24 protein-coding genes are annotated in these 25,226 nt (G+C 37.6%); all 24 read left to right on the forward strand.

Going from position 1 to position 25,226, the window contains the following annotated elements:
* Positions 1-36: 36 nt before the first annotated feature.
* The 24 genes from xerC (at position 37) to rpsO (ending at position 25,164) form a co-directional block, all read left to right on the forward strand.
* Positions 37-936, forward strand: coding sequence for a tyrosine recombinase XerC (xerC, locus tag ACSG5Z_RS13470; RefSeq protein WP_001101235.1), 900 nt, complete (start codon positions 37-39; stop codon positions 934-936).
* 42 nt (positions 937-978) lie between these two features.
* Complete coding sequence (gene hslV / locus ACSG5Z_RS13475) at positions 979-1,521, forward strand: ATP-dependent protease proteolytic subunit HslV (RefSeq protein ID WP_000526271.1); 543 nt, start codon at positions 979-981, stop codon at positions 1,519-1,521.
* Positions 1,522-1,543: 22 nt separating this feature from the next.
* Entirely contained in the window at positions 1,544-2,935 is a 1,392-nt protein-coding gene (hslU, locus tag ACSG5Z_RS13480) for an ATP-dependent protease ATPase subunit HslU (protein WP_060488429.1), read from the forward strand.
* A 77-nt stretch (positions 2,936-3,012) separates the two neighbouring features.
* Positions 3,013-3,792, forward strand: a complete 780-nt coding sequence (codY, locus tag ACSG5Z_RS13485) for a GTP-sensing pleiotropic transcriptional regulator CodY (protein ID WP_000421290.1) — start codon at positions 3,013-3,015, stop codon at positions 3,790-3,792.
* 350 nt (positions 3,793-4,142) lie between these two features.
* The gene (rpsB, locus tag ACSG5Z_RS13490; protein ID WP_048546000.1) at positions 4,143-4,844 is read left to right on the forward strand and encodes a 30S ribosomal protein S2; all 702 of its coding nucleotides are present in this window, start codon (positions 4,143-4,145) and stop codon (positions 4,842-4,844) included.
* A gap of 103 nt (positions 4,845-4,947) precedes the next feature.
* Positions 4,948-5,835, forward strand: a complete 888-nt coding sequence (tsf, locus tag ACSG5Z_RS13495) for a translation elongation factor Ts (RefSeq protein ID WP_048545999.1) — start codon at positions 4,948-4,950, stop codon at positions 5,833-5,835.
* Between the two features lie 66 nt (positions 5,836-5,901).
* Positions 5,902-6,624: a UMP kinase gene (gene pyrH, locus ACSG5Z_RS13500; protein ID WP_000042666.1), complete on the forward strand. Its 723-nt coding sequence runs from the start codon at positions 5,902-5,904 to the stop codon at positions 6,622-6,624.
* A 2-nt stretch (positions 6,625-6,626) separates the two neighbouring features.
* Positions 6,627-7,184, forward strand: coding sequence for a ribosome recycling factor (frr, locus tag ACSG5Z_RS13505; protein WP_000531506.1), 558 nt, complete (start codon positions 6,627-6,629; stop codon positions 7,182-7,184).
* A gap of 85 nt (positions 7,185-7,269) precedes the next feature.
* Positions 7,270-8,046, forward strand: a complete 777-nt coding sequence (uppS, locus tag ACSG5Z_RS13510) for an undecaprenyl pyrophosphate synthase (protein WP_000971311.1) — start codon at positions 7,270-7,272, stop codon at positions 8,044-8,046.
* 17 nt (positions 8,047-8,063) lie between these two features.
* Positions 8,064-8,855, forward strand: coding sequence for a phosphatidate cytidylyltransferase (gene cdsA / locus ACSG5Z_RS13515; RefSeq protein ID WP_048545995.1), 792 nt, complete (start codon positions 8,064-8,066; stop codon positions 8,853-8,855).
* A 23-nt stretch (positions 8,856-8,878) separates the two neighbouring features.
* Complete coding sequence (gene dxr, locus ACSG5Z_RS13520; protein WP_000790363.1) at positions 8,879-10,021, forward strand: 1-deoxy-D-xylulose-5-phosphate reductoisomerase; 1,143 nt, start codon at positions 8,879-8,881, stop codon at positions 10,019-10,021.
* Between the two features lie 16 nt (positions 10,022-10,037).
* Positions 10,038-11,294: an RIP metalloprotease RseP gene (gene rseP / locus ACSG5Z_RS13525; RefSeq protein ID WP_001090238.1), complete on the forward strand. Its 1,257-nt coding sequence runs from the start codon at positions 10,038-10,040 to the stop codon at positions 11,292-11,294.
* 109 nt (positions 11,295-11,403) lie between these two features.
* On the forward strand, positions 11,404-13,104 hold the full coding sequence (locus ACSG5Z_RS13530) for a proline--tRNA ligase (RefSeq protein ID WP_046956487.1): 1,701 nt from the start codon (positions 11,404-11,406) through the stop codon (positions 13,102-13,104).
* 124 nt (positions 13,105-13,228) lie between these two features.
* Complete coding sequence (locus tag ACSG5Z_RS13535; protein ID WP_098145662.1) at positions 13,229-17,530, forward strand: PolC-type DNA polymerase III; 4,302 nt, start codon at positions 13,229-13,231, stop codon at positions 17,528-17,530.
* A gap of 333 nt (positions 17,531-17,863) precedes the next feature.
* Positions 17,864-18,334 (forward strand): ribosome maturation factor RimP, encoded by a 471-nt coding sequence (gene rimP, locus ACSG5Z_RS13540; RefSeq protein WP_000359099.1) that lies wholly within the window; start codon positions 17,864-17,866, stop codon positions 18,332-18,334.
* A 17-nt stretch (positions 18,335-18,351) separates the two neighbouring features.
* Entirely contained in the window at positions 18,352-19,458 is a 1,107-nt protein-coding gene (gene nusA, locus ACSG5Z_RS13545) for a transcription termination factor NusA (RefSeq protein WP_000102596.1), read from the forward strand.
* A gap of 11 nt (positions 19,459-19,469) precedes the next feature.
* Complete coding sequence (gene rnpM, locus ACSG5Z_RS13550) at positions 19,470-19,742, forward strand: RNase P modulator RnpM (RefSeq protein WP_000071127.1); 273 nt, start codon at positions 19,470-19,472, stop codon at positions 19,740-19,742.
* Positions 19,743-20,054, forward strand: a complete 312-nt coding sequence (locus ACSG5Z_RS13555) for a YlxQ family RNA-binding protein (RefSeq protein ID WP_001286521.1) — start codon at positions 19,743-19,745, stop codon at positions 20,052-20,054. It abuts the gene before it with no gap.
* A 4-nt stretch (positions 20,055-20,058) separates the two neighbouring features.
* Complete coding sequence (gene infB / locus ACSG5Z_RS13560; protein WP_000036353.1) at positions 20,059-22,119, forward strand: translation initiation factor IF-2; 2,061 nt, start codon at positions 20,059-20,061, stop codon at positions 22,117-22,119.
* Positions 22,116-22,397, forward strand: coding sequence for a DUF503 domain-containing protein (locus tag ACSG5Z_RS13565; protein ID WP_000582364.1), 282 nt, complete (start codon positions 22,116-22,118; stop codon positions 22,395-22,397). Before infB ends, ACSG5Z_RS13565 begins: the two co-directional genes overlap by 4 nt.
* Positions 22,398-22,412: 15 nt before the next feature.
* Positions 22,413-22,769: a 30S ribosome-binding factor RbfA gene (gene rbfA / locus ACSG5Z_RS13570; RefSeq protein ID WP_000776445.1), complete on the forward strand. Its 357-nt coding sequence runs from the start codon at positions 22,413-22,415 to the stop codon at positions 22,767-22,769.
* A gap of 86 nt (positions 22,770-22,855) precedes the next feature.
* Positions 22,856-23,779 (forward strand): tRNA pseudouridine(55) synthase TruB, encoded by a 924-nt coding sequence (truB, locus tag ACSG5Z_RS13575; protein WP_435711547.1) that lies wholly within the window; start codon positions 22,856-22,858, stop codon positions 23,777-23,779.
* 43 nt (positions 23,780-23,822) lie between these two features.
* Complete coding sequence (gene ribF, locus ACSG5Z_RS13580; RefSeq protein WP_088123292.1) at positions 23,823-24,794, forward strand: bifunctional riboflavin kinase/FAD synthetase; 972 nt, start codon at positions 23,823-23,825, stop codon at positions 24,792-24,794.
* 100 nt (positions 24,795-24,894) lie between these two features.
* Positions 24,895-25,164, forward strand: coding sequence for a 30S ribosomal protein S15 (rpsO, locus tag ACSG5Z_RS13585; protein ID WP_001229392.1), 270 nt, complete (start codon positions 24,895-24,897; stop codon positions 25,162-25,164).
* Positions 25,165-25,226: the final 62 nt, after the last annotated feature.

Raw genomic sequence — 25,226 nt, forward strand, 5'->3', positions numbered from 1 at the left:
TGATACGATTTAGTAGCCTTTATTGAGGTGAATTGTGTGAATGTGAAGAAATTGTTACAATTATTCGTTGGATATTTACAAATTGAAAGAAATTATTCAAAATATACAATTGCAAGTTATCAAAATGATTTAGAACATTTTGTGCAATTTATGGAGCGAGAAGGAATATCCTCTTTTTTAGATGTTACATACGCGGATGTTCGTTTGTACTTAACGACATTGCACGATGAAAAGTTAGCCCGTAAATCTGTCGCAAGAAAAGTATCAAGCTTACGAAGTTTATATCGTTTTTTGATGCGTGAAGGTTATCGGAAAGATAATCCGTTTGCACTTGCGTCACTCCCCAAAAAAGAATTGTCAATCCCAAAGTTTTTATATGCTGAAGAATTAGAGGAATTATTTGAAGTTGCTGATACGGAAACACCGCTAGGTCAAAGGAATCAAGCTTTATTAGAGTTGATGTATGCGACTGGAATCCGTGTGAGTGAATGTGTCAATTTACAACTTACCGATATTGACTTCGCGGTGGGAACAATTTTAGTAATGGGAAAAGGAAAAAAACAAAGGTATATTCCGTTCGGAAGCTATGCGCAAGATGCTTTAATTACTTATATAGAGAACGGGAGAAAACAGTTGGCTCACAAAACTGAAGAACACTCTCATATGGTATTTTTAAATGCGAAAGGCACGCCGCTAACAAGTCGAGGGGTACGCTATGTATTAAACGAACTCATTAAGAAGGCTTCACTGACAATGCGGATAAGTCCCCATATGTTAAGGCATACATTTGCTACACATATGTTAGATGAAGGGGCAGATTTACGTACTGTACAGGAACTACTCGGTCATGAGAATTTGTCGACGACACAAATTTATACGCATGTCTCTAAAGAAAGATTGCGTTCGGTCTACATGAAGCATCACCCGCGGGCATAAATTGCTTTTAAAGCTATAAAAACATATAAAGGAGTTTTTTCTATGGGAAATTTCCACGCTACAACGATATTTGCAGTTCATCATAATGGAGAATGTGCAATGGCTGGAGATGGTCAGGTGACAATGGGAAATGCAGTTGTAATGAAACATACAGCTCGTAAAGTCCGTAAACTTTTCCAAGGGAAAGTTTTAGCTGGCTTTGCAGGTTCCGTTGCTGACGCATTTACTCTTTTTGAAATGTTTGAAGGGAAATTAGAAGAGTACAATGGGAACTTGCAGCGTGCTGCAGTTGAGATGGCAAAACAATGGCGTGGCGACAAAATGTTACGTCAGCTAGAAGCGATGCTCATTGTCATGGATAAAACAACTATGCTTCTTGTTTCAGGTACAGGAGAAGTGATTGAACCAGATGATGGGATTTTAGCGATTGGATCTGGTGGGAATTATGCGCTTTCTGCAGGTCGTGCTTTAAAGCAATATGCAAGTGAACATTTAACAGCGAAGCAAATTGCGAAAGCGAGTTTAGACATTGCTGGCGATATTTGTGTTTATACAAACCACAATATAATTGTGGAAGAATTGTAGAATCGTAAGGGAGGCATTTTATATGCATTTACATTTTACTCCGCGTCAAATTGTGGAAAAATTAGATCAATACATTATCGGTCAAAAAGATGCGAAGAAAGCGGTTGCTGTAGCTTTAAGAAATCGATATCGTCGAAGTAAATTAGCTGAAAATCTACGTGATGAAATTGCGCCTAAAAATATTTTAATGATTGGACCGACAGGTGTTGGTAAAACAGAGGTAGCACGACGAATGGCGAAACTCGTTGGAGCACCTTTTATTAAGGTTGAAGCTACTAAATTTACAGAAGTTGGATATGTAGGTAGAGATGTAGAATCGATGGTACGTGACCTTGTGGAAACGTCAGTTCGTATCGTGAAAGAAGAAATGGTAATTAAAGTACAAGACAAAGCAGAAGAACAAGCGAACCAACGTCTTGTTGAAATTTTAGTGCCGAGTCCGGAGAAACAATCTGGATTTAAAAACCCATTAGAAATGCTATTTGGTGGTGCTCAAAATTCGAATCAAACATCTGATGCACAGGAAGATGGTGAAATCGAAAAGAAACGTCAAGATGTGGAAAGAAAGCTTGCTGCAGGACTTCTTGAAGATGAAATTGTATCGATTGAAGTGACTGAGCAACAGTCTTCCATGTTCGATATGTTACAAGGAACTGGTATGGAACAAATGGGAATGAATTTCCAGGATGCATTAGGAAGTTTTATGCCGAAAAAAACAAAAAAACGTAAACTTTCTGTGAAAGAAGCAAGAAAACTCTTGACAAATGAGGAAGCACAGCGTTTAATTGATATGGATGAAGTTACACAAGAGGCTGTTTATCGTGCTGAACAGCTCGGGATTATTTTTATCGATGAAATTGACAAAATTGCTGGTAAGCAGTCGAATAGCGTAGATGTATCACGTGAAGGTGTGCAACGTGACATTTTACCAATTGTAGAAGGATCGAATGTTGCGACAAAATACGGATCAGTAAAAACGGATTATATTTTATTCGTTGCAGCTGGAGCGTTTCATATGTCTAAACCGTCGGATTTAATTCCGGAACTGCAAGGGAGATTTCCGATTCGAGTAGAATTAACAAAATTATCGACAGATGATTTTGTTAAAATATTAATCGAGCCTGATAATGCGTTAATTAAACAATATATGGCTTTATTAGCGACTGAAGGTATAGAAATTGAATTTTCAGACGAAGCTATTCGTAAGATTGCTGAGATTGCTTATCAAGTTAATCAGGATACAGATAATATTGGAGCAAGAAGACTTCATACGATTATGGAGAAACTCCTTGAAGATTTATCGTTTGAAGCATCTGAAATTACGTTAGAGAAAATAACGATAACACCTCAATACGTTGAGGAGAAATTAGCAACGATTGCTAAAAATAAAGATGTGAGCCAGTTTATTTTGTAATAGTGTCATCAGGTGACTCGCCCTAGTTTCCAAGTGATGAAAAAATATGTAAGTAACATGTAGGAGGAACTTTTGAAATGGAATTATTAGCAAAAACAAGAAAATTAAATGCGTTATTACAGAGCGCAGCAGGAAAGCCTGTAAACTTTAGAGAAATGTCTGACACAATGTGTGAAGTAATTGAAGCGAACGTATTCGTAGTAAGTCGTCGTGGTAAATTACTAGGTTATGCAATTCACCAACAAATTGAGAATGAGCGTATGAAACAAATGCTTGCAGAGCGTCAATTCCCGGAAGAGTACACGCAAAGCTTATTCAACATTACAGAAACATCTTCAAACTTAGATGTAAACAGTGCTTACACAGCATTCCCAGTAGAAAATAGAGAATTATTCGGTCAAGGTTTAACTACAATCGTACCAATCGTTGGTGGTGGTGAGCGTCTAGGCACATTAGTGTTAGCTCGTCTTGGTCAAGAGTTCTTAGACGATGATTTAATCCTTGCTGAATACAGTTCAACTGTAGTAGGTATGGAAATCTTACGTGAAAAAGCAGAAGAAATCGAAGAGGAAGCACGTAGTAAAGCTGTTGTTCAAATGGCGATTAGCTCATTATCTTACAGTGAGTTAGAAGCAATCGAGCATATCTTCGAAGAATTAAATGGAACAGAAGGTTTACTTGTTGCAAGTAAAATTGCTGATCGCGTAGGAATTACTCGCTCTGTAATCGTAAATGCACTGCGTAAATTAGAAAGTGCTGGTGTTATTGAGTCTCGCTCTTTAGGTATGAAAGGAACATACATTAAAGTGCTAAACGACAAGTTTCTACAGGAACTTGCTAAATTAAAAACAAACTAATTTATAAAACTCTCCTCGTTTTTTGAGGAGAGTTTTTTGTGTGTAAAAGATTAATGGTGTCTGTAAAAAGCGTCATAATCGTGTTCTTTGGAAAAGCTATGAGTTGAATTTCACTTTTTTGCTTAAAAGAAATGCAGGTTGGTAATACTAGAATTCGAGTGTGAACAAAGAAAGTTTTACATTGTTCGCATTTTCGACTTGATTGTAATATTTCAGTATGATATAGTAAACAGTGGTGTCAGTACAAAGTACACACGTTTGCTGATTTAAGTGTTGGTGCTACGTTTGTAGTTTCGCTTAGAGATGAAGTAAACGGAGGATATCAAAAACCATTTAGGAGGAACTATATTATGTCAGTAATTTCTATGAAGCAATTGCTTGAAGCTGGTGTTCATTTCGGACATCAAACTCGTCGTTGGAACCCAAAAATGAAGCGTTACATTTTCACAGAGCGTAACGGTATCTACATCATCGACTTACAAAAAACTGTGAAAAAAGTTGAGGAAGCTTACAGAACGATGCGCGACATCGCTGCTGAAGGTGGAGACATTTTATTCGTAGGTACTAAAAAACAAGCACAAGAAGCTATTAAAGAAGAAGCAACTCGTGCTGGTATGTACTTCGTTAACCAACGTTGGTTAGGTGGAACTTTAACAAACTTCCAAACAATCCAAAAGCGTATCAAGCGTCTTAAAGACATCGAAAGAATGCAAGAAGATGGTACTTTCGAAGTACTTCCTAAGAAAGAAGTTGTTCAACTTAAAAAAGAGTTAGAGCGTCTTGAGAAATTCTTAGGCGGTATTAAAGATATGAAAGGTCTTCCAAGTGCATTATTCATAGTAGACCCTCGTAAAGAGCGTATTGCAGTTGCTGAAGCACGCAAATTACACATTCCAATCATCGGTATCGTTGATACAAACTGTGATCCAGACGAAATCGATCACGTTATCCCAGCAAACGATGATGCAATTCGTGCTGTAAAACTTCTTACATCTAAAATGGCAGACGCGATCCTTGAAGCAAAACAAGGTGAAGAAACTGTTACTGCGTAACAAATTTGGAAAGGTGATAAGGGGTTCGGCCTTTTATCACCTTTTTTAAGGTATAAACACCTTTATAAAAGGTATAAATACATATTTTAGGAGGATGAAAAATATGGCAATCACTGCACAAATGGTAAAAGAACTTCGTGAAAAAACAGGCGCAGGTATGATGGACTGCAAAAAAGCTTTAACTGAGACTAATGGCGACATGGAGAAAGCAATTGACTTCTTACGTGAAAAAGGTATTGCAAAAGCTGCTAAAAAAGCAGACCGCATCGCTGCTGAAGGCTTAACTTTCATCGAAACAAACGGTAACGAAGGTTTAATCTTAGAATTAAACTCTGAAACTGATTTCGTTGCGAAAAACGAAGGTTTCCAAGCATTAATTAAAGAATTAGCTGCACACTTATTAACTAACAAACCAGCTAACATTGAAGAAGCTATGGCTCAAACAATTGAAGGCGGCAAAACAGTAGAAGAGCACATCAACGAAGCAATCGCTAAAATTGGTGAAAAACTTACACTTCGTCGTTTCGAAATCGTATCAAAAACTGATGCTGATGCATTCGGCGCTTACCTACACATGGGTGGACGTATTGGTGTATTAACAGTTCTTGAAGGTTCTACTGACGAAGCTGCTGCTAAAGATGTAGCAATGCACATCGCAGCAGTTAACCCTAAATACATCGACCGCGATGCTGTAACAGCTGAAGAAGTTGAGCATGAGCGTCAAGTATTGACACAACAAGCTTTAAACGAAGGCAAGCCTGAAAAAATCGTTGCAAAAATGGTTGAAGGCCGTCTAGGCAAATTCTTCGAAGAAATTTGCTTACTTGACCAAGCATTCGTTAAAAACCCTGATATGAAAGTTCGTCAGTTCGTTGAGTCTAAAGGCGGAACATTAAAAGGATTCGTTCGCTACGCTGTTGGTGAAGGTATCGAAAAACGCGAAGACAACTTTGCTGAAGAAGTAATGAACCAAGTAAAAGGTAGCAACTAATAAAGATTAGGGAACACATTGTGTTCCCTTTTTTAAAATAAAGATGTAAGCAATTGGAGGTTCATTATGAGTAAACCGAAATATAATCGTGTCGTATTAAAGCTAAGCGGAGAAGCGTTAGCTGGCGAACAAGGATTTGGAATTAACCCGTCTGTTATTAAATCAGTTGCGGAACAAGTGAAAGAAATTGCAGAACTTGATGTAGAGGTTGCTGTTGTTGTTGGTGGCGGAAACATTTGGCGTGGAAAAATCGGAAGTGAAATGGGAATGGATCGTGCTGGAGCAGATTACATGGGTATGTTAGCAACAGTTATGAACTCATTAGCTCTTCAAGATAGCCTAGAGAACATTGGAATTCAAACTCGTGTTCAAACTTCAATCGAAATGCGTCAAGTAGCAGAGCCTTACATTCGTCGTAAAGCAATTCGTCATCTAGAGAAAAAACGTGTTGTGATCTTTGCAGCAGGTACAGGTAACCCATATTTCTCTACAGATACAACGGCAGCACTACGTGCAGCGGAAATCGAAGCAGACGTTATCTTAATGGCGAAAAACAATGTAGATGGCGTATATAATGCAGATCCATCTCTTGACCCAACAGCTACGAAATACGAAACACTTACTTACTTAGATGTATTAAAAGAAGGTTTAGGTGTAATGGATTCAACAGCTTCTTCTTTATGTATGGACAATGATATTCCATTAATTGTATTCTCGGTTATGGAAAAAGGTAACATTAAACGTGCCGTTTTAGGCGAAAATATCGGAACAGTTGTAAGGGGGAAATAAATATGGGACAACAAGTATTGAAGTCTTCAAATGAAAAAATGGAAAAAGCAGTTGCTGCTTACTCTCGTGAATTGGCAACAGTTCGCGCAGGTCGTGCAAGCTCGTCTGTATTAGATAAGGTACAAGTTGATTACTATGGTGCACCAACACCTGTTGTGCAATTAGCGAACATTACAGTTCCAGAAGCACGTTTACTTGTAATTCAACCTTATGATAAAACTTCTATCGGTGATATTGAAAAAGCAATCTTAAAAGCAGATTTAGGCTTAAATCCTTCTAATGATGGAACTGTAATTCGTATTGCATTCCCTGCATTAACAGAAGAGCGTCGTCGCGATCTTGTAAAAGTTGTGAAAAAATATGCTGAAGAAGCAAAAGTTGCTGTTCGTAACGTACGTCGTGACAGTAACGATGATCTTAAGAAGCTTGAAAAAGCTGGCGATATTACAGAAGATGATTTAAGAGGATATACTGAAGATATCCAAAAAGAAACAGATAAATATATTGCAAAAGTTGACGAAATCGCAAAAAACAAAGAAAAAGAAATCATGGAAGTGTAATAGCGATACCTTCGCAAATATGACCCTCTTCTTAAGGGGGTCTTTTTACACTTTTAGGCATACGTCTGCTTGCTGGAGGGTATGAATGATGTTTAAAAACTTTCCTTTTTTTAAAAGTAAAAAGGTCGCATCGTTTGATCATCTCGTTGAAAAAGTGAAAAAAGGATACATCCCAGAACATATTGCCATCATTATGGATGGTAATGGAAGATGGGCAAAGAGGAGAGCGATGCCTCGTATTGCGGGACATCATGAAGGCATGCAAGTTGTAAAGAAAATCACAAAATTTGCAAGCAAACTTAATGTGAAAGTGTTAACTCTTTATGCTTTTTCAACTGAGAACTGGAAAAGACCGAAAAAGGAAGTTGACTATTTAATGAGGCTTCCAGAAGAATTTCTAGGTACATTTTTACCAGAATTGATTGAAGAGAACGTACAAGTCCGAGTGATAGGACAACAAGATCGTCTTCCTACGCATACACGCAGAGCGATGGAAAAGGCCATGGAAGATACGAAAGAGAATACGGGATTAATTCTTAATTTCGCGTTAAACTATGGAAGTCGAGATGAGATCGTTTCTGCTGTGCAACATATGGTGAAAGATAGTGAGGAAGGAAAAATTCGTGTTGAAGATGTAAGTGAAGAAATGCTTTCTTCCTACTTAATGACGAGTTCTTTACCTGATCCAGAGTTGTTAATTCGTACGAGCGGAGAGCTACGTATTAGTAATTTCATGTTATGGCAAATTGCATATTCGGAGTTTTGGTTTACAGATGTGTATTGGCCAGATTTTACCGAGGAACATTTGCTAAATGCGATTACAGACTTTCAACATAGAGGGCGCAGATTCGGAGGCGTGTAGAAAGAGAGGGTTTGGTAGTGAAACAGAGAATTATTACTGGAGTGGTTGCTGCCGCGCTATTCATTCCCATCGTAATTTACGGTGGCGTGCCTTTTACGGTTTTAGTGTATGCACTTGCTTCTATAGGTTTATATGAATTAATTCGTATGAATAAGCTTACGCTTATTTCAATACCAACAGTTTTAGCTGCAGTATTATTATGGGTTATTTTAATTCCAAGTAGTGCATCAGAACTGTTTACTTGGATTGGATTAGGTAAATTAGAAATCACATTTGTGATTGTTTTATTACTTTTATCATATACAGTCCTTTCTAAGAATACATTTACTTTTGACCATGCTTCCTTTTTACTAATGGCAACAACATATGTTGCAATGGGATTCTTATATTTGAATGAAACGAGAATTTTAGGAATTAAATATGTGTTTTGCGCATTATTTGTTATATGGGCTACCGATTCAGGCGCATATTTCGTAGGGAAAGCATTAGGAAAAAGAAAATTATGGCCAGAAATTAGTCCGAATAAAACGATTGAAGGTTCATTAGGCGGCATCGTTTGTGGGATTGTTGTGGCACTTGTTTACAATATGTTCTTCCCAGTTGAGGCTAATGTAGGGATTTTAATTGTGTTGACAATTATCATTTCTATTTTTGGACAAATTGGTGATTTAGTACAATCTGCATTTAAACGTCATTATGGCGTAAAAGATTCAGGTACAATTTTACCTGGACATGGTGGTATATTAGATCGAACAGATAGTTGGTTATTTGTTTTACCAATTCTCTACTTCTTATTACAATACAATTAATAAATGAACGAGGGGTTGGAGTCATGAAAAACATTAGTTTATTAGGTGCAAGCGGATCAATTGGTACACAAACTTTAGATGTATTACGCTCGCACCCAGACCAATTCCGTCTCGTTGCTTTTTCTGTAGGGAAAAATATTGACTACGCAGTAAAGGTCATTCAAGAATTTTCTCCGCAAATTGTCTCTGTGCAAAGAGAGGAAGATGTTTTAAAATTACAAGCTGTCTCTGGTAATACAAAAATTGTATATGGTAGTGAAGGGCTTTTAGAAGTAGCATTACATCCAGATGCAGAGATTGTAGTAAATGCTGTTGTAGGTAGCGTAGGGTTGTTACCAACACTTCGTGCAATTGAGGCGAAAAAAACAATCGGAATTGCAAACAAAGAAACGTTAGTAACCGCAGGGCATCTTGTAATGGAAGCAGCACGAAAACATAATGTTTCGTTACTTCCAGTAGACAGTGAACATTCAGCTATTTTTCAATGCTTGAATGGTGAAAATGAAAAAAGAATTTCTCGACTAATTATTACGGCTTCTGGTGGAAGTTTCCGTGATAAAACGAGAGATGAATTGCATCATGTGACCGTAGAAGATGCGCTTCGACATCCAAACTGGTCAATGGGTTCGAAAATTACAATTGATTCTGCTACAATGATGAATAAGGGGCTAGAAGTAATTGAAGCACATTGGCTTTTTGGTATCCCTTATGAGCAAATCGATGTTGTTTTACATAAAGAAAGTATTATTCATTCTATGGTTGAATTTGAAGATCGTAGTGTGATGGCACAGCTTGGCTCACCTGATATGCGAGTACCAATTCAATACGCACTTACATATCCTGATCGATTACCTCTTTCAGACACAAAGCAGTTAAATTTATGGGAAATGGGAACATTGCATTTTGAGAAAATGAACCAAGAACGTTTCCGTTGTTTGCGTTTTGCGTATGAAGCTGGAAAAACAGGTGGAAGTATGCCAGCTGTAATGAATGCAGCGAATGAAGTAGCTGTTGAAGCATTTTTACAAAAGAGAATTGGTTTCTTAACAGTGGAAGACCTCATTGAAAAAGCAATGAACCATCACAATGTCATTGCACGTCCGAGCTTAGAGGAAATTCTGGAAATTGATGCAACCACAAGACGGTTTGTGATGGAACAAATTTAGCAAAGGTGGTATGGAATTGAATACAGCGATTGCCTTTATATTAATTTTCGGTGCACTCGTATTTTTCCATGAGCTAGGGCATCTATATTTCGCAAAAAGAGCAGGTATTTTATGCCGTGAGTTTGCGATTGGTTTTGGTCCGAAAATATTCTCATTTGAAAAGAATGAAACGGTGTATACGATTCGATTACTGCCCCTTGGTGGCTATGTAAGAATGGCTGGCGAGGATGCAGACACAGTTGAGTTAAAGCCTGGAAAAAAGGTTGGCCTTGTATTAAATGAAAAAGACGAAGTTGCGAAATTAGTTTTTGATGGATATGAAAAGTATCCAAATGTTCGTGTCATTGAAGTCGAACAAGCTGATTTAGAGCATAATTTAACAATTTCGGGCTATGAAGAGTACGAGGAAGAGCTTCAAACATTCCGAGTGAATGAAAAGGCTCGTATTATTACTGCTGGTGAAGAAATACAAATTGCTCCGTATAATAGGCAATTCGGCTCCAAGAAATTGGGTCAACGTGCCTTAACAATCTTTGCAGGTCCTGCAATGAACTTCATTTTAGCATTTGTTATTTTTGTGATTCTTGGATTTGTACAAGGTGTTCCTGTTGACAAGCCAATGGTCGGAAAAGTAATGGAGAATAGTGCAGCCGAGCAAGCCGGATTAAAAGAAAATGATACAATTCAAGCAATCGATGGGAAAAACACAAGTACATGGAAAGATGTTGTTACCATTGTACGTGAAAACCCAAATAAAGAAATTACGTTACAAGTAAAGCGTGATAATGAACAGTTTAATGTAAAAGTAACGCCAACACTCGATAAAGAAGGAAAAGACGAAGTAGGTAGAATTGGTGTTTACTCTCCAGTAGAGAAAACAGTAATGGGTTCTATTAAATCAGGATTTGAACAAACATACCAATGGACAAAACTAATTTTTGATTCACTTGTGAAATTAGTAACTGGTCAATTCTCTATTAATGAGTTGTCAGGTCCAGTAGGAATTTATAATCTAACAGATCAAGTCGTAGATTATGGATTTACGCGTGTATTAAGTTTAGCAGCAGTTTTAAGTATTAACCTTGGTTTATTTAATTTACTACCAGTCCCTGCTTTAGACGGTGGACGTTTGTTCTTCTTCTTAATTGAAGCGTTACGAGGGAAACCAATTGACCGCCAAAAAGAAGGAATGGTTCACTTTATTGGTTTTGCATTATTAATGTTACTTATGTTAGTTGTAACTTGGAATGACATTCGTAAGTTTTTCTTGTAAAATAAAGTGAAACTTATAATGAAATAGAGCTCGTAGAATAAAATCCCTCACCTAACTCGAGGTGAGGGGTTTTACTGCGTGTAAGAGTAAAATGAAGAGGTGCGAATAAATGAAACAAAGTATGGTATTCAGTCCTACATTACGTGAAGTTCCAGCTGATGCGGAGATTAAGAGTCATCAGTTATTACTTCGTGCAGGTTTTATGCGTCAAAATGCTTCTGGTATTTATAGTTTTCTACCATTTGGATTAAAAGTACTACACAAAGTAGAACGTATCGTTCGAGAAGAAATGGAGCGCGCAGGAGCTGTAGAATTATTAATGCCAGCGATGCAAGCTGCAGAATTATGGCAAGAATCAGGCCGTTGGTATTCTTACGGATCTGAATTAATGCGTATGAAAGATCGTAACGCTCGTGAATTCGCATTAGGAGCGACACATGAAGAAGTAATTACGGATCTTGTACGTGATGAAGTGAAATCATATAAAAAATTACCGTTAACATTGTACCAAATTCAAACGAAATTCCGTGATGAACAAAGACCTCGTTTCGGTTTATTACGTGGAAGAGAGTTTCTAATGAAAGATGCATACTCTTTCCATGCTACACAAGAGAGTTTAGATGAAGTATACGATCGCTTATACAAAGCATACTCTAACATTTTTGCTCGTTGTGGCTTGAATTTCCGTGCAGTTATTGCTGACTCTGGAGCAATGGGCGGAAAAGATACGCATGAATTTATGGTATTATCTGAAGTTGGTGAAGATACAATTGCATACTCTGATACATCTAATTATGCAGCAAACATCGAAATGGCTCCTGTGGTAGCTACGTATACGAAGAGTGATGAAGCAGAAAAGGCACTTGAAAAAGTAGCAACACCAGATCAAAAAGCAATTGAAGAAGTATCTGCATTCTTAAACATTGAAGCTGACAAGTGCATTAAGTCTATGGTATTTAAAGTAGATGAGAAATTAGTAGTTGTACTTGTTCGTGGTGATCATGAAGTAAACGATGTAAAAGTGAAAAATGTATACGGCGCTTCAGTTGTTGAGCTTGCTTCTCATGAAGAAGTGAAAGAGTTATTAAACTGTGAAGTTGGTTCTTTAGGACCGATTGGTGTAACAGGTGATATCGAAATTATCGCAGACCATGCTGTAGCATCAATTGTTAACGGATGTTCAGGAGCGAACGAAGAAGGGTTCCATTATGTAAATGTAAATCCAGAACGTGACTTTAAAGTAAGTCAATATACAGATTTACGCTTCATTCAAGAAGGAGACCAGTCTCCAGATGGAAATGGAACAATTCTTTTCGCACGCGGAATTGAAGTTGGCCATGTATTCAAATTAGGAACTCGTTATAGTGAAGCAATGAACGCAACATTCCTAGATGAAAACGGAAAAACACAACCACTTATTATGGGTTGTTACGGTATCGGTGTATCTCGTACAGTTGCAGCAATCGCAGAGCAGTTTAATGATGAGAACGGTTTAGTTTGGCCAAAAGCTGTTGCACCGTTCCATGTGCATGTAATTCCAGTAAATATGAAATCTGATGCGCAACGTGAAATGGGTGAAAACATCTACAACTCATTACAAGAGCAAGGGTACGAAGTATTACTAGATGATCGTGCAGAACGTGCAGGTGTTAAATTTGCAGATGCAGATTTATTCGGCCTTCCAGTTCGCGTGACAGTTGGTAAAAAAGCAGACGAAGGTATTGTAGAAGTGAAAGTACGTGCTACAGGCGAGTCTGAAGAAGTGAAAGTAGAAGAACTTCAAACATATATTGCAAATATTTTAAAATAAGAAGAGGTACCTCGTAATGAGGTACCTTCTCTTTCTTTGTAAACGTATTTTGTAAAAGAAGGAGGGAGAAATCTTTCTTTGTAGTACGTTTCAATTTATAATAGCAAATGGAAGGAGAGTGCTTATGTCTTTAACAAATGAACAACAAGAGCGATTTCAAATTTTGCTCCAGCAGTTGCAAATACCAGACGACCTTATAAATCAATATTTACAAGGTGGTGGCATTGAAAGGCTCGTTATTGATAAAACGAATAAAAGTTGGCATTTTGATTTACAAGTGCCACGAATTTTGCCTACAGAATTATATGAATTGCTAGAAACAAAGCTTAAGCAATCATTTTCTCATATTGCAAGAACAACATTTGCATTAGAAACAGAGAATAAACAATTTACAGAAGAAGAAGTGAGGGCGTATTGGCCACTTTGTACGGAACGAATTACATTTTCACCTATGTTTGCTTACTTAAAAAAGCAGCTTCCGCAGGTGAATGGAGTGAAGTTGCTAATAAATGTGAATAATGAGCTGGAATCTACTGCTTTAAAGAAAAACGTTGCGAAACCAGTAGGGGATCAATACGAAACTTTTGGATTCCCGCGTTTTCAGTTAGACACACATATACAGCAAAATACAGAAGAAATGCAAAAGTTTCGTGAGCAAACGCAGCAAGAAGATCGTGAACGTGTTATACAAGCTATGGAAGAAATGGCAAAGAAGCAAGCTGAAGAAAGTAGCGTTGTGCATGAAGGACCGGTTGTACTCGGATATCTTATTAAGCCGGATGAAGAGATTACACCGATGCGAGAAATTCAAGATGAAGAAAGAAGAAAAACAGTTCAAGGGTATGTCTTCCATGTAGAAACGAAAGAGCTACGTAGTGGCCGTACGTTATTAACTTTAAAAATAACAGACTATACGGATTCAATTATGATTAAAATGTTCTCGCGTGACAAAGAAGATATTCCAATGCTGCAATCCTTGAAAAAAGGAATGTGGGTGAAAGCGCGTGGTTCTGTTCAAAATGATACATTCGTTCGAGATTTAGTAATGATTGCAAATGATATAAATGAAATAACAGGACCGTCTCGTAAAGATAAAGCGCCAGAAGGTGAAAAACGTGTAGAGCTGCATCTTCACACACCGATGAGCCAAATGGACGCTGTTACTCCTGTTTCTAGACTTGTTGCCCAAGCAGGTAAATGGGGACATGAGGCAATCGCTGTTACAGACCATGCTGTTGCGCAGTCTTTCCCAGAGGCATATTCTGCGGGTAAAAAGGCTGGGGTTAAAGTTATATATGGTGTAGAGGCGAATTTAGTTAATGATGGTGTACCGATTGCATATAACGAAGCGCATCGTTTACTTGCAGAGGAAACTTATGTTGTTTTCGACGTTGAGACGACAGGTTTATCAGCTGTATATGATACTGTTATCGAGTTAGCGGCTGTAAAAGTAAAAGGTGGCGAAATTATTGACCGCTTTGAATCTTTCGCAAATCCACATCAACCATTATCTGCGACGATCATTGAATTAACAGGTATTACAGATGATATGTTAACGGATGCACCAGAAGTGGACGAAGTGTTTAAAAAGTTTGAAGCATGGATGGGTGACCATACACTTGTTGCTCATAACGCAAGTTTTGATATGGGCTTTATTAACGTAGGTTTTAAAAAGGCTGGACTAGAAAAAACGAATAATCCTGTTATTGATACGTTAGAACTTGCAAGATTCTTATTCCCGGAAATGAAAAACCATCGATTAAATACGATGTGTAAAAAGCTTGATATTGAATTAACGCAACATCACCGTGCGATTTATGATACAGAAGCAACGGGATACTTACTTGTGAAAATGTTAAAAGATGTGATTGAAAAGGGATTTGAATATCACGATCAATTAAATGATAGCATGGGGCAAGGGGATGCGTATAAGCGTGGACGTCCAAGTCATATGACGTTACTTGCGACATCAGATGTAGGGTTGAAAAATTTATATAAACTTGTTTCCTATTCTCACCTAAATTACTTTTACCGTGTACCACGAGTACCAAGGTCACTATTAAAAAAATATCGTGAAGGAATTTTAGTAGGAACGGCTTGTGATAAAGGTGAAGTGTTTGAGGCGATGATGCAAAAAGCTCCTGAAGAGGTAGAAGAAATTGCGCAGTTCTATGATTACATTGAAGTAATGCCTCCAGAGGTGTTACGTCATTTAGTAGAGCGTGAACTTGTTCGAGATGAGGGACAATTAAAAACAATTATTTCTAACTTAGTAAAACTAGGTGAGACGTTAGATAAACCAGTTGTTGCTACAGGAAACGTGCATTATATAGATCCAGAGGATGCAATGTATCGCAAGATTTTAGTCAGTTCGCAGGGCGGAGCCAATCCGTTAAACCGGCATTCATTACCACCTGTACATTTCCGTACAACGGATGAAATGTTAGAGTGTTTTTCATTCTTAGGTGAAGACGTAGCGAAAGAAATTGTTGTAACGAATACACAAAAGATTGCATCATTAATTGGTGATGTTCATCCAGTGAAAGATGATCTATATACACCGAAAATTGAAGGTGCAGATGATGAGACGCGTGATATGAGTTATAAAATGGCGCGTAGCATTTATGGTGAAGAGTTACCTGAAATTGTAGAAGCACGTTTAGAAAAAGAATTAAAAAGTATTATTGGGCATGGATTTGCCGTAATTTATTTAATTTCACATAAGCTTGTGAAAAAATCGTTAGTAGACGGATATTTAGTAGGTTCGCGTGGATCGGTAGGTTCATCATTCGTTGCAACGATGATGGAAATTACAGAAGTAAACCCGTTACCACCACACTATGTATGTCCGAAGTGTAAGCAATCAGAATTCTTTAATGATGGTTCTGTAGGTTCTGGTTTTGACTTGCCGGATAAAGAATGTCCTGCATGTAATGTTCCATACGTGAAAGATGGACATGATATTCCGTTCGAAACGTTCCTTGGATTTAAAGGAGATAAGGTACCCGATATCGATCTGAACTTCTCCGGGGAATACCAACCACGTGCCCATAACTATACGAAAGTACTGTTCGGTGAAGATTATGTGTACCGTGCGGGTACAATAGGTACAGTTGCGGAAAAAACGGCTTATGGATATGTAAAAGGTTATGCAAATGATCATAATTTAACGATTCGAAATGCAGAGATTGACCGCTTAGTAGCAGGATGTACGGGCGTAAAACGTACAACCGGACAGCATCCAGGTGGTATTATCGTTGTGCCAGATTACATGGATATCTTTGATTTCTCACCAATTCAGTTTCCGGCAGATTCAATAGGGGCTGAGTGGAGAACTACACACTTTGATTTCCACTCCATTCATGATAATTTATTGAAACTTGATATACTAGGACACGATGATCCTACTGTTATTCGTATGTTACAAGATTTAAGTGGTATTGATCCGAAAACAATCCCAACAGACGATCCGGAAGTAATGAAAATTTTCTCAGGCCCGGAATCGTTAGGGGTAACGGAAGAACAAATTAACTGTAAAACAGGTACACTTGGTATACCAGAGTTTGGTACGAAATTCGTAAGGCAGATGTTAGAAGAGACGAAACCTACGACATTCTCTGAGTTAGTCCAAATCTCTGGACTATCACATGGTACAGACGTATGGCTTGGTAATGCAAACGAGTTAATTTATAACGGTACATGTACGCTGAGTGAAGTTATCGGTTGTCGTGATGACATCATGGTATATTTAATCTATCAAGGTTTAGACCCATCATTAGCCTTCAAAATCATGGAGTCAGTTCGTAAAGGTAAAGGTGTACCGGAAGAATGGGAAGATGACATGAAAAGTAATAATGTACCAGGTTGGTATATTGATTCATGTAAGAAAATAAAGTACATGTTCCCTAAAGCCCATGCGGCTGCTTACGTACTTATGGCTGTACGTATTGCATACTTTAAAGTACATTTCGCGCTTCTATTCTATGCGGCATACTTTACAGTTCGTGCAGATGACTTTGATGTAGAGGCGATGGCGAAAGGTTCAGCATCTATACGTGTAAGAATTGATGAAATTGCGCAAAAAGGTTTGGATGCAGCGCCGAAAGAGAAAAGTTTATTAACAGTACTAGAAATGACACTTGAAATGTGTGAGCGTGGATACTCATTCCAAAAGGTTGATTTATACCGTTCGCATGCAACAGAATTTATTATTGATGGGGATACTTTAATTCCTCCATTTAATGCAGTGCCTGGACTTGGTACAAATGCAGCTTTAAGTATTGTAGAAGCACGCAAAAATGGAGATTTCTTATCAAAAGAAGACCTGCAGCAGCGCAGTAAGGTTTCGAAAACAATTATTGAGTATTTAGATAGTCAAGGTTGCTTAGGTGATCTACCTGATCAAAACCAGTTATCACTGTTCTAATAGGTAGGAAAATTCTTTGCAAATCAACATTTGCTATGGTATACTATTAACCGAGATAACCATGTCATGTATATTGTGTAAAAAAAAGAGTGGGGAAACCCACTCTTTCGTGTTACTATCTACGTTTTATTGATGTGGAGAGGTAAGAAATTTCTGTCGTATATACATATTTTGTTACAAGTTTTACTTCTTAAATTTGGTAATACTAAGACAGATATTCCCTGCTTAACGGCAGGGGCTTTTATTAGCTAACGAGAAAGAATAAGATGGACCGTTTTTATGGACGGGGTCTTTTCTTGTAAATGGTACATGGCGGCAGGAAGGAGGCTGTTTATGGATAAGAAAGTCACAGAAGTTGTAGAAGCATTTGCGCAGCCAATCGTTGAAGAGTTAAATCTTGAACTTGTAGATGTAGAGTATGTGCAAGAAGGACAAGACTGGTTCTTACGCGTATTCATCGATTCTGAAAAGGGAGTCGACATTGAAGAATGCGGTGCGGTAAGTGAACGTTTAAGCGAAGCTTTAGATAAAGAGGATCCAATTCCTCATCTTTACTTTTTGGATGTATCATCTCCTGGAGCGGAACGCCCATTAAAGAAAGAGAAAGACTTCCAGCAAGCGGTAGGAAAACAAGTGGCAATTAAAACATATGAGCCGATTGATGGTGAAAAAATGTTTGAAGGAAAGCTACTTTCCTACGATGGTACTACAATTACATTATTATTAACAATTAAAACACGTAAAAAAGAAATCCAAATTTCAATGGATAAAGTTGCAAATGCGCGACTTGCTGTTACGTTTTAGTTAGAAGGGGGATCTTCATGAGCACTGAGTTGTTAGATGCCTTGCTCGTATTAGAGTCAGAAAAAGGAATTAGCAAAGATATTATTATTGATGCGATTGAAGCAGCGTTAATCTCTGCTTATAAACGCAATTTTAACCAAGCACAGAACGTTCGTGTGAGCTTTAACCCAGAAGTGGGAACAATTCAAGTTTTAGCACGTAAAGACGTTGTTGATAATGTGTTTGATCCACGTCTTGAAATTTCTGTTGAAGAAGCAAGACAAATTAATCCAAACTATCAAGATGGTGACGTACTAGAGATTGAAGTAACACCAAAAGATTTCGGTCGTATTGCAGCACAAACTGCAAAACAGGTTGTAACACAACGAGTGCGCGAAGCAGAGCGTGGTGTTATTTACTCTGAGTTTAGTGACCGTGAAGAAGATATCATGGTGGGTATCGTACAACGTCAAGATGCTCGTTTCATCTATGTAAGCTTAGGGAAAGTAGAAGCTTTATTACCTGTAAGTGAGCAAATGCCAAACGAACAGTACAAACCACATGATCGTATTCGCGTATTCATTACGAAAGTAGAAAAAACAACGAAAGGACCACAAATTTACGTATCACGTACACATCCTGGTCTTTTAAAACGTTTATTCGAAATGGAAGTTCCTGAAATTTATGATGGAACTGTTGAAATTCGTTCTGTAGCACGCGAAGCAGGCGATCGCTCTAAAATTTCTGTACATGCAGAGAACATTGATGTTGATCCAGTAGGTTCTTGTGTAGGACCGAAAGGACAACGTGTACAACGCATTGTAGACGAACTAAAAGGCGAAAAGATTGACATCGTTCGCTGGTCAAATGATCCAGTAGAATATGTTGCAAATGCTTTAAGCCCATCACAAGTTGTTAAAGTGCTTGTAGATGAAGAAGAAAAAGCAACAACAGTTGTTGTTCCAGACCACCAACTGTCATTAGCTATTGGTAAGCGTGGACAAAATGCACGTCTTGCAGCTAAATTAACAGGTTGGAAAATTGATATTAAGAGTGAGTCTGATGCGAAACAACTTGGTATTGTAACAGAAGAAGATAGCGTAATCGCATTCGGATTCGATTCAGTTGAAGACGAAATCGAATAGAGGTGATGAGTATGAGCAATCGAAAAGTTCCGTTACGAAAATGTGTTGCAACGCAAGAAATGAAATCAAAACGAGAGCTCGTTCGCATTGTTCGTTCCAAAGAGGGAGAAGTGTCCATTGATTTAACTGGAAAGAAATCAGGACGAGGTGCTTATTTATCAAAAGATAAAGAAAGTATTCTTCAAGCCCAAAAGAAAAATGTTTTGGAACATCATCTAAAAGCGAAAATCGACGGTTCTCTATACGAAGAGCTTCTTGAGCTTGTTGAGAAGGAGTCGAAATAAGTGTCCGATTGGAAATCGTTTTTAGGACTAGCAAACCGGGCTCGGAAAATTATTTCGGGTGAAGAACTTGTTTTAAAAGAAGTACGAAGTGGCAAAGCAAAACTTGTATTGCTATCTGAAGATGCGTCAGCAAATACTACAAAACGCATCACGGATAAAGCGACGTATTACAACGTACCAATGAGAAAGGTCGAAAATCGACAACAATTAGGGCATGCGATTGGGAGAGACGAGCGAGTCGTTGTAGCTGTGTTAGATGAGGGCTTTGCGAAAAAGCTGCGTAGCATGCTCGATACAAATTACCGGGGGTGAAGGTATGAGTAAAATTCGAGTGCATGAATATGCAAAACAACATAATATCTCAAGTAAAGATCTTATGACAAAACTAAAAGAAATGAATATCGAGGTTTCGAATCATATGACAATGTTAGAAGATGAAGTAGTAAATAAATTAGATAATGCGTATCAAACTGAAAAACCTTCTGTTGCAGATGAGTTTGAAGTAGAAGAAAAAGTTGTTCGTAGTAAAAAGAACAGCAATAAGAAAAAGAAAAAAGGCAAAGGAAATGAAGACAAACGTCAAGATAACTTTGCTGGAAGACAACAAACACAAACTGTAGAAACACCAGATAAAGTTACTTTCTCTGGAAGTCTTACAGTAGGTGAGCTTGCTAAAAAATTAAGCAAAGAGCCATCTGAAATTATTAAGAAGCTCTTTATGCTTGGGATTATGGCAACAATTAACCAAGACTTAGATAAAGATACAATTGAGTTAATTGCTACTGATTATGGTATTGAAGTAGAAGAAGAAGTAGTTGTAAGTGAAACTGAATTTGAAACATTCATCGATGAGCAAGATGATGAAGAGAACTTAAAAGAGCGTCCAGCTGTAGTTACAATTATGGGGCACGTTGACCATGGTAAAACAACTTTACTTGACTCTATCCGTAATTCAAAAGTAACTGCAGGCGAAGCAGGTGGAATTACTCAGCATATTGGTGCATACCAAGTTGAAGTAAATGACAAGAAGATTACATTCTTAGATACGCCTGGTCACGCGGCATTTACAACGATGCGTGCTCGTGGTGCGCAAGTAACGGATATTACAATCCTTGTTGTTGCAGCTGATGACGGTGTTATGCCACAAACAGTTGAAGCAATTAGCCATGCGAAAGCAGCTGGAGTACCAATTATTGTAGCTGTGAATAAAATGGATAAACCAGCGGCAAATCCTGATCGTGTAATGCAAGAATTAACAGAATATGAATTAGTTCCAGAAGCTTGGGGCGGAGATACAATTTTCGTACCAATTTCTGCAATTCAAGGTGAAGGAATTGACAACTTATTAGAAATGATTCTTCTTGTAAGTGAAGTAGAAGAATATAAAGCAAATCCAAACCGCTATGCAACTGGTACTGTAATCGAAGCACAGCTTGATAAAGGTAAAGGAACTATCGCGACATTACTTGTTCAAAACGGTACACTTCGAGTTGGAGATCCAATCGTTGTTGGTACTTCATTCGGACGTGTTCGTGCAATGGTAAGTGATATTGGTCGTCGTGTAAAAGTTGCTGGTCCATCAACTCCTGTTGAAATTACAGGTTTAAACGAAGTACCACAAGCGGGAGATCGTTTCATGGCATTCGCTGATGAGAAGAAAGCTCGTCAAATCGGTGAATCACGTGCACAAGAAGCGTTACTTGCTCAACGTGGTGAAAAATCTAAATTAAGCCTTGAAGATTTATTCCAACAAATCCAAGAAGGCGATGTAAAAGAAATTAACTTAATTGTGAAAGCAGACGTACAAGGTTCTGTAGAAGCAATGGCAGCGTCACTTCGTAAAATTGATGTTGAAGGTGTTAAAGTTAAAATTATCCATACAGGCGTAGGTGCGATTACAGAATCTGATGTTATTTTAGCTTCTGCATCTAATGCAATTGTAATTGGATTTAACGTACGCCCTGATGTGAATGCGAAGCGTACAGCTGAATTAGAGAATGTTGATGTTCGTTTACACCGTATTATCTATAAAGTAATCGAAGAAATCGAATCAGCAATGCAAGGTATGCTGGATCCAGAATTCGAAGAAAAAGTAATCGGTCAAGCGGAAGTACGCCAAACATTCAAAGTAACAAAAGTTGGAACAATCGCAGGTTGTTACGTAATTGACGGTAAAATTACACGTGATAGTGGCGTGCGTATTATCCGTGATGGCGTAGTAATTTTCGAAGGACAACTTGATACGTTAAAACGTTTCAAAGATGACGTAAAAGAAGTTGCACAAAACTATGAGTGTGGTATTACAATTGAGAGATATAATGATCTTAAAGAAGGGGACATCATTGAAGCGTACATTATGGAAGAAGTGAAGCGATGATTATCGCTTCACTCTCATTCGAGTGTATGATTTACGATGTGCATTCTTTAAAAGAGAAACGAGCAATTTTGCAACGGGTGCTAACTCGTGTGAAGCAGCGTTATAATGTAGCTGTTTCAGAAGTAGGGCATCAAGATGTATGGCAACGTACAGAAATTGCAATTGTTTCTGTATCCTCTAATCGTGTTATTTGTGAAAAAGAAATGAATCGTGTACTCGAGTACATCGATTCATTTCCTGAAATTGAACGTACAATAACACAATTGGAATGGTATTGAATGAGGTGAAGAGTTATGAAATTACGTGCAAACCGTGTAGGCGAGCAAATGAAAAAAGAATTAGGCGACATCATCAGTCGTAAAATTAAAGATCCACGTGTTGGATTTGTTACAGTAACAGATGTACAAGTGAGTGGAGATTTACAAATTGCTACAGTATATATTTCTGTTTTAGGTGATGAGGAACAGAAAGAAAGTACATTAAAAGGTTTAGCGAAGGCAAAAGGTTTCATTCGTTCAGAAATTGGCCAGCGTATTCGTCTTCGTAAAACACCGGAAATTTCCTTTGAGTTTGATGAGTCTATCGGATATGGTCATCGAATTGATACACTTTTACATCAAATTAATAAAGACGGTAAACGTGAAGAATAATGGATAGACATTTGTCTATCCATTTTTTCAATGCAAAATTAATTTTGGATAATTACTATGAAAGAATTATGATGAGGTGAACATATATGGAAGGTGTAGTATTATTACATAAGCCAAAAGGCATGACATCACATGATTGTGTATTTAAATTAAGAAAGATATTGCGTGAGAAACGAATTGGTCATACAGGAACATTAGATCCAGATGTAACAGGAGTATTACCTATTTGTGTAGGACGAGCAACGAAGATTGCACAATTTTTAACAAGTGAGACGAAAACATATGAAGGTGAAGTAACACTTGGATTTTCAACGACAACTGAAGATGCTTCTGGTGAAGTTGTTGAAACGAAAAATGTAGATCGTGTTATTACTCGTAAGGAAGTAGAAGGGGCTCTTGCTGCATTAACAGGTACGATTGAACAAATGCCTCCAATGTTTTCAGCTGTAAAAGTTAACGGAAAAAAATTATATGAATATGCAAGAGCAGGACAAGAAGTTGAACGTCCAGTTCGTACAATTACAATTCATGAATTTGTATTACTAGATGACCGTGAAGTGTTTGAGGGGGGAAATATTTCATTCCGTTTCCGTGTAACGTGTAGTAAAGGGACATATGTAAGAACGTTAGCAGTAATGATTGGTGAAAAACTTGGTTTCCCATCACATATGTCTCACCTTGTAAGAACAGCTTCTGGTGAGTTTTTATTAGAAGATTGCATATCATTTGAAGAAATTGAAGAAAACGTGCAAAATGGAACAGTAGAGTCTATCTTCATTTCAATTGATGAAGCATTAAGTAAGTTTCCGAAAATGGTTGTAGATGAAAAGCAAGCAGAGAAAATAAAGAATGGTATGTTCTTAAAAAATGAATTGCAAATAACGGCGCCATTTATAACAGTGTTTGATACAAATAATCGTTGCCTTGCAATTTATGAGCACCATCCAAAACACCCTGGTATGCTAAAGCCGATGAAAGTACTTGTGAATAATCAAGAACTAAAGCTATAATGAATTATTGGAAGGATTATTTCAGAAAAAGGTGAATTCAAGCGTGAAACTTATTCATTTAACTCATCCACATGAACAAAATAAATTAGAATTACCACCTACTGTAATGGCATTAGGATTTTTTGATGGCATTCATTTAGGACATCAATGTGTGATTCGAACTGCGAAACAAATAGCTGATGAACGAGGATATAAAAGTGCAGTTATGACATTTTATCCGCACCCATCTGTTGTTTTAGGAAAAAAGGAAGCGCATGCGGAGTATATTACACCAATGTGTGATAAAGAAAAAATAGTCGAAAACTTAGGGATCGATATATTATATGTTATTAAATTTGATGAATCGTTTGCAGGCTTATTGCCACAACAATTTGTAGATGATTATATTATTGGTTTGAATGTAAAGCATGTAGTAGCAGGGTTTGATTATTCATATGGACGTTTAGGAAAAGGAAAGATGGAGACTTTACCATTTCATGCAAGAGGGGAGTTTACACAGACTGTGATTGAAAAAGTTGAATTTCAAGAAGAGAAAGTAAGTTCTACAGCATTACGAAAGTTAATTCGAAATGGCGAAATGGAACAAATTCCATCTATTTTAGGTAGAGCATATACAGTAGGGGGAACAGTTGTACACGGTGATAAGCGTGGACGTCAAATTGGTTTTCCCACAGCTAATATAGGTTTAAGTGATGAGTATCTATTACCACCTGTAGGTGTTTATGCAGTGAGATTAAAAGTTCACGATGAATGGTACGATGGTGTATGTAATATTGGATATAAACCAACTTTTAAAGAAGATGAGCGTCAATTATCTATTGAAGTGCACTTATTTGAATTTAACAAAGACATATATGATCAAAATGTTACAGTAGAGTGGCATATGCGTATAAGAGAAGAAAAAAAATTCAATGGCATCGATGAGTTAGTTGAACAAATTGCAAAAGATAAGAAAATAGCACAAGAATATTTTGCGAACGAAAAGAATATACTTGCTTTTTCAAATGAAAAGTAGTATTCTATGTTATGTACTTTATGACAACCATTGCTTGGCATTGCGACTCACCGACGCTTGCTAGGTAATTGGGGGTTTAATTAATAGGAGGTGAAATAGGATGGCTTTAACACAAGAGCGTAAAAATGAAATCATTGCACAATTTAGAACTCATGAGACTGATACTGGTTCTCCAGAGGTTCAAATTGCTGTCCTAACGGAGCAAATTAACACTCTAAACGAGCACTTACGTACTCACAAGAAAGATCATCATTCACGTCGTGGTCTATTAAAGATGGTTGGTAAACGTCGTAACTTACTAACTTACCTTCGTAATAGCGATATCACACGTTACCGTGAATTAATCACAAAGCTTGGCTTACGTCGATAGTCAAAGAAGCGGGAATATTCCCGCTTTTTTGTTAGGTAAAAATATATCTTCTACCCTTTATA

The organism is Bacillus pretiosus, from assembly GCF_051294775.1.
In the GTDB taxonomy this organism is placed as follows: domain Bacteria; phylum Bacillota; class Bacilli; order Bacillales; family Bacillaceae_G; genus Bacillus_A; species Bacillus_A wiedmannii.

Coding starts and splice junctions, on each gene's coding strand:
- hslV (WP_000526271.1), top strand. CDS start 979: ATGGGAAATTTCCACGCTACAACGATATTTGCAGTTCATCATAATGGA.
- hslU (WP_060488429.1), top strand. CDS start 1,544: ATGCATTTACATTTTACTCCGCGTCAAATTGTGGAAAAATTAGATCAA.
- codY (WP_000421290.1), top strand. CDS start 3,013: ATGGAATTATTAGCAAAAACAAGAAAATTAAATGCGTTATTACAGAGC.
- rpsB (WP_048546000.1), top strand. CDS start 4,143: ATGTCAGTAATTTCTATGAAGCAATTGCTTGAAGCTGGTGTTCATTTC.
- tsf (WP_048545999.1), top strand. CDS start 4,948: ATGGCAATCACTGCACAAATGGTAAAAGAACTTCGTGAAAAAACAGGC.
- pyrH (WP_000042666.1), top strand. CDS start 5,902: ATGAGTAAACCGAAATATAATCGTGTCGTATTAAAGCTAAGCGGAGAA.
- frr (WP_000531506.1), top strand. CDS start 6,627: ATGGGACAACAAGTATTGAAGTCTTCAAATGAAAAAATGGAAAAAGCA.
- uppS (WP_000971311.1), top strand. CDS start 7,270: ATGATGTTTAAAAACTTTCCTTTTTTTAAAAGTAAAAAGGTCGCATCG.
- dxr (WP_000790363.1), top strand. CDS start 8,879: ATGAAAAACATTAGTTTATTAGGTGCAAGCGGATCAATTGGTACACAA.
- ACSG5Z_RS13530 (WP_046956487.1), top strand. CDS start 11,404: ATGAAACAAAGTATGGTATTCAGTCCTACATTACGTGAAGTTCCAGCT.
- ACSG5Z_RS13535 (WP_098145662.1), top strand. CDS start 13,229: ATGTCTTTAACAAATGAACAACAAGAGCGATTTCAAATTTTGCTCCAG.
- rimP (WP_000359099.1), top strand. CDS start 17,864: ATGGATAAGAAAGTCACAGAAGTTGTAGAAGCATTTGCGCAGCCAATC.
- nusA (WP_000102596.1), top strand. CDS start 18,352: ATGAGCACTGAGTTGTTAGATGCCTTGCTCGTATTAGAGTCAGAAAAA.
- rnpM (WP_000071127.1), top strand. CDS start 19,470: ATGAGCAATCGAAAAGTTCCGTTACGAAAATGTGTTGCAACGCAAGAA.
- infB (WP_000036353.1), top strand. CDS start 20,059: ATGAGTAAAATTCGAGTGCATGAATATGCAAAACAACATAATATCTCA.
- ACSG5Z_RS13565 (WP_000582364.1), top strand. CDS start 22,116: ATGATTATCGCTTCACTCTCATTCGAGTGTATGATTTACGATGTGCAT.
- rbfA (WP_000776445.1), top strand. CDS start 22,413: ATGAAATTACGTGCAAACCGTGTAGGCGAGCAAATGAAAAAAGAATTA.
- truB (WP_435711547.1), top strand. CDS start 22,856: ATGGAAGGTGTAGTATTATTACATAAGCCAAAAGGCATGACATCACAT.
- rpsO (WP_001229392.1), top strand. CDS start 24,895: ATGGCTTTAACACAAGAGCGTAAAAATGAAATCATTGCACAATTTAGA.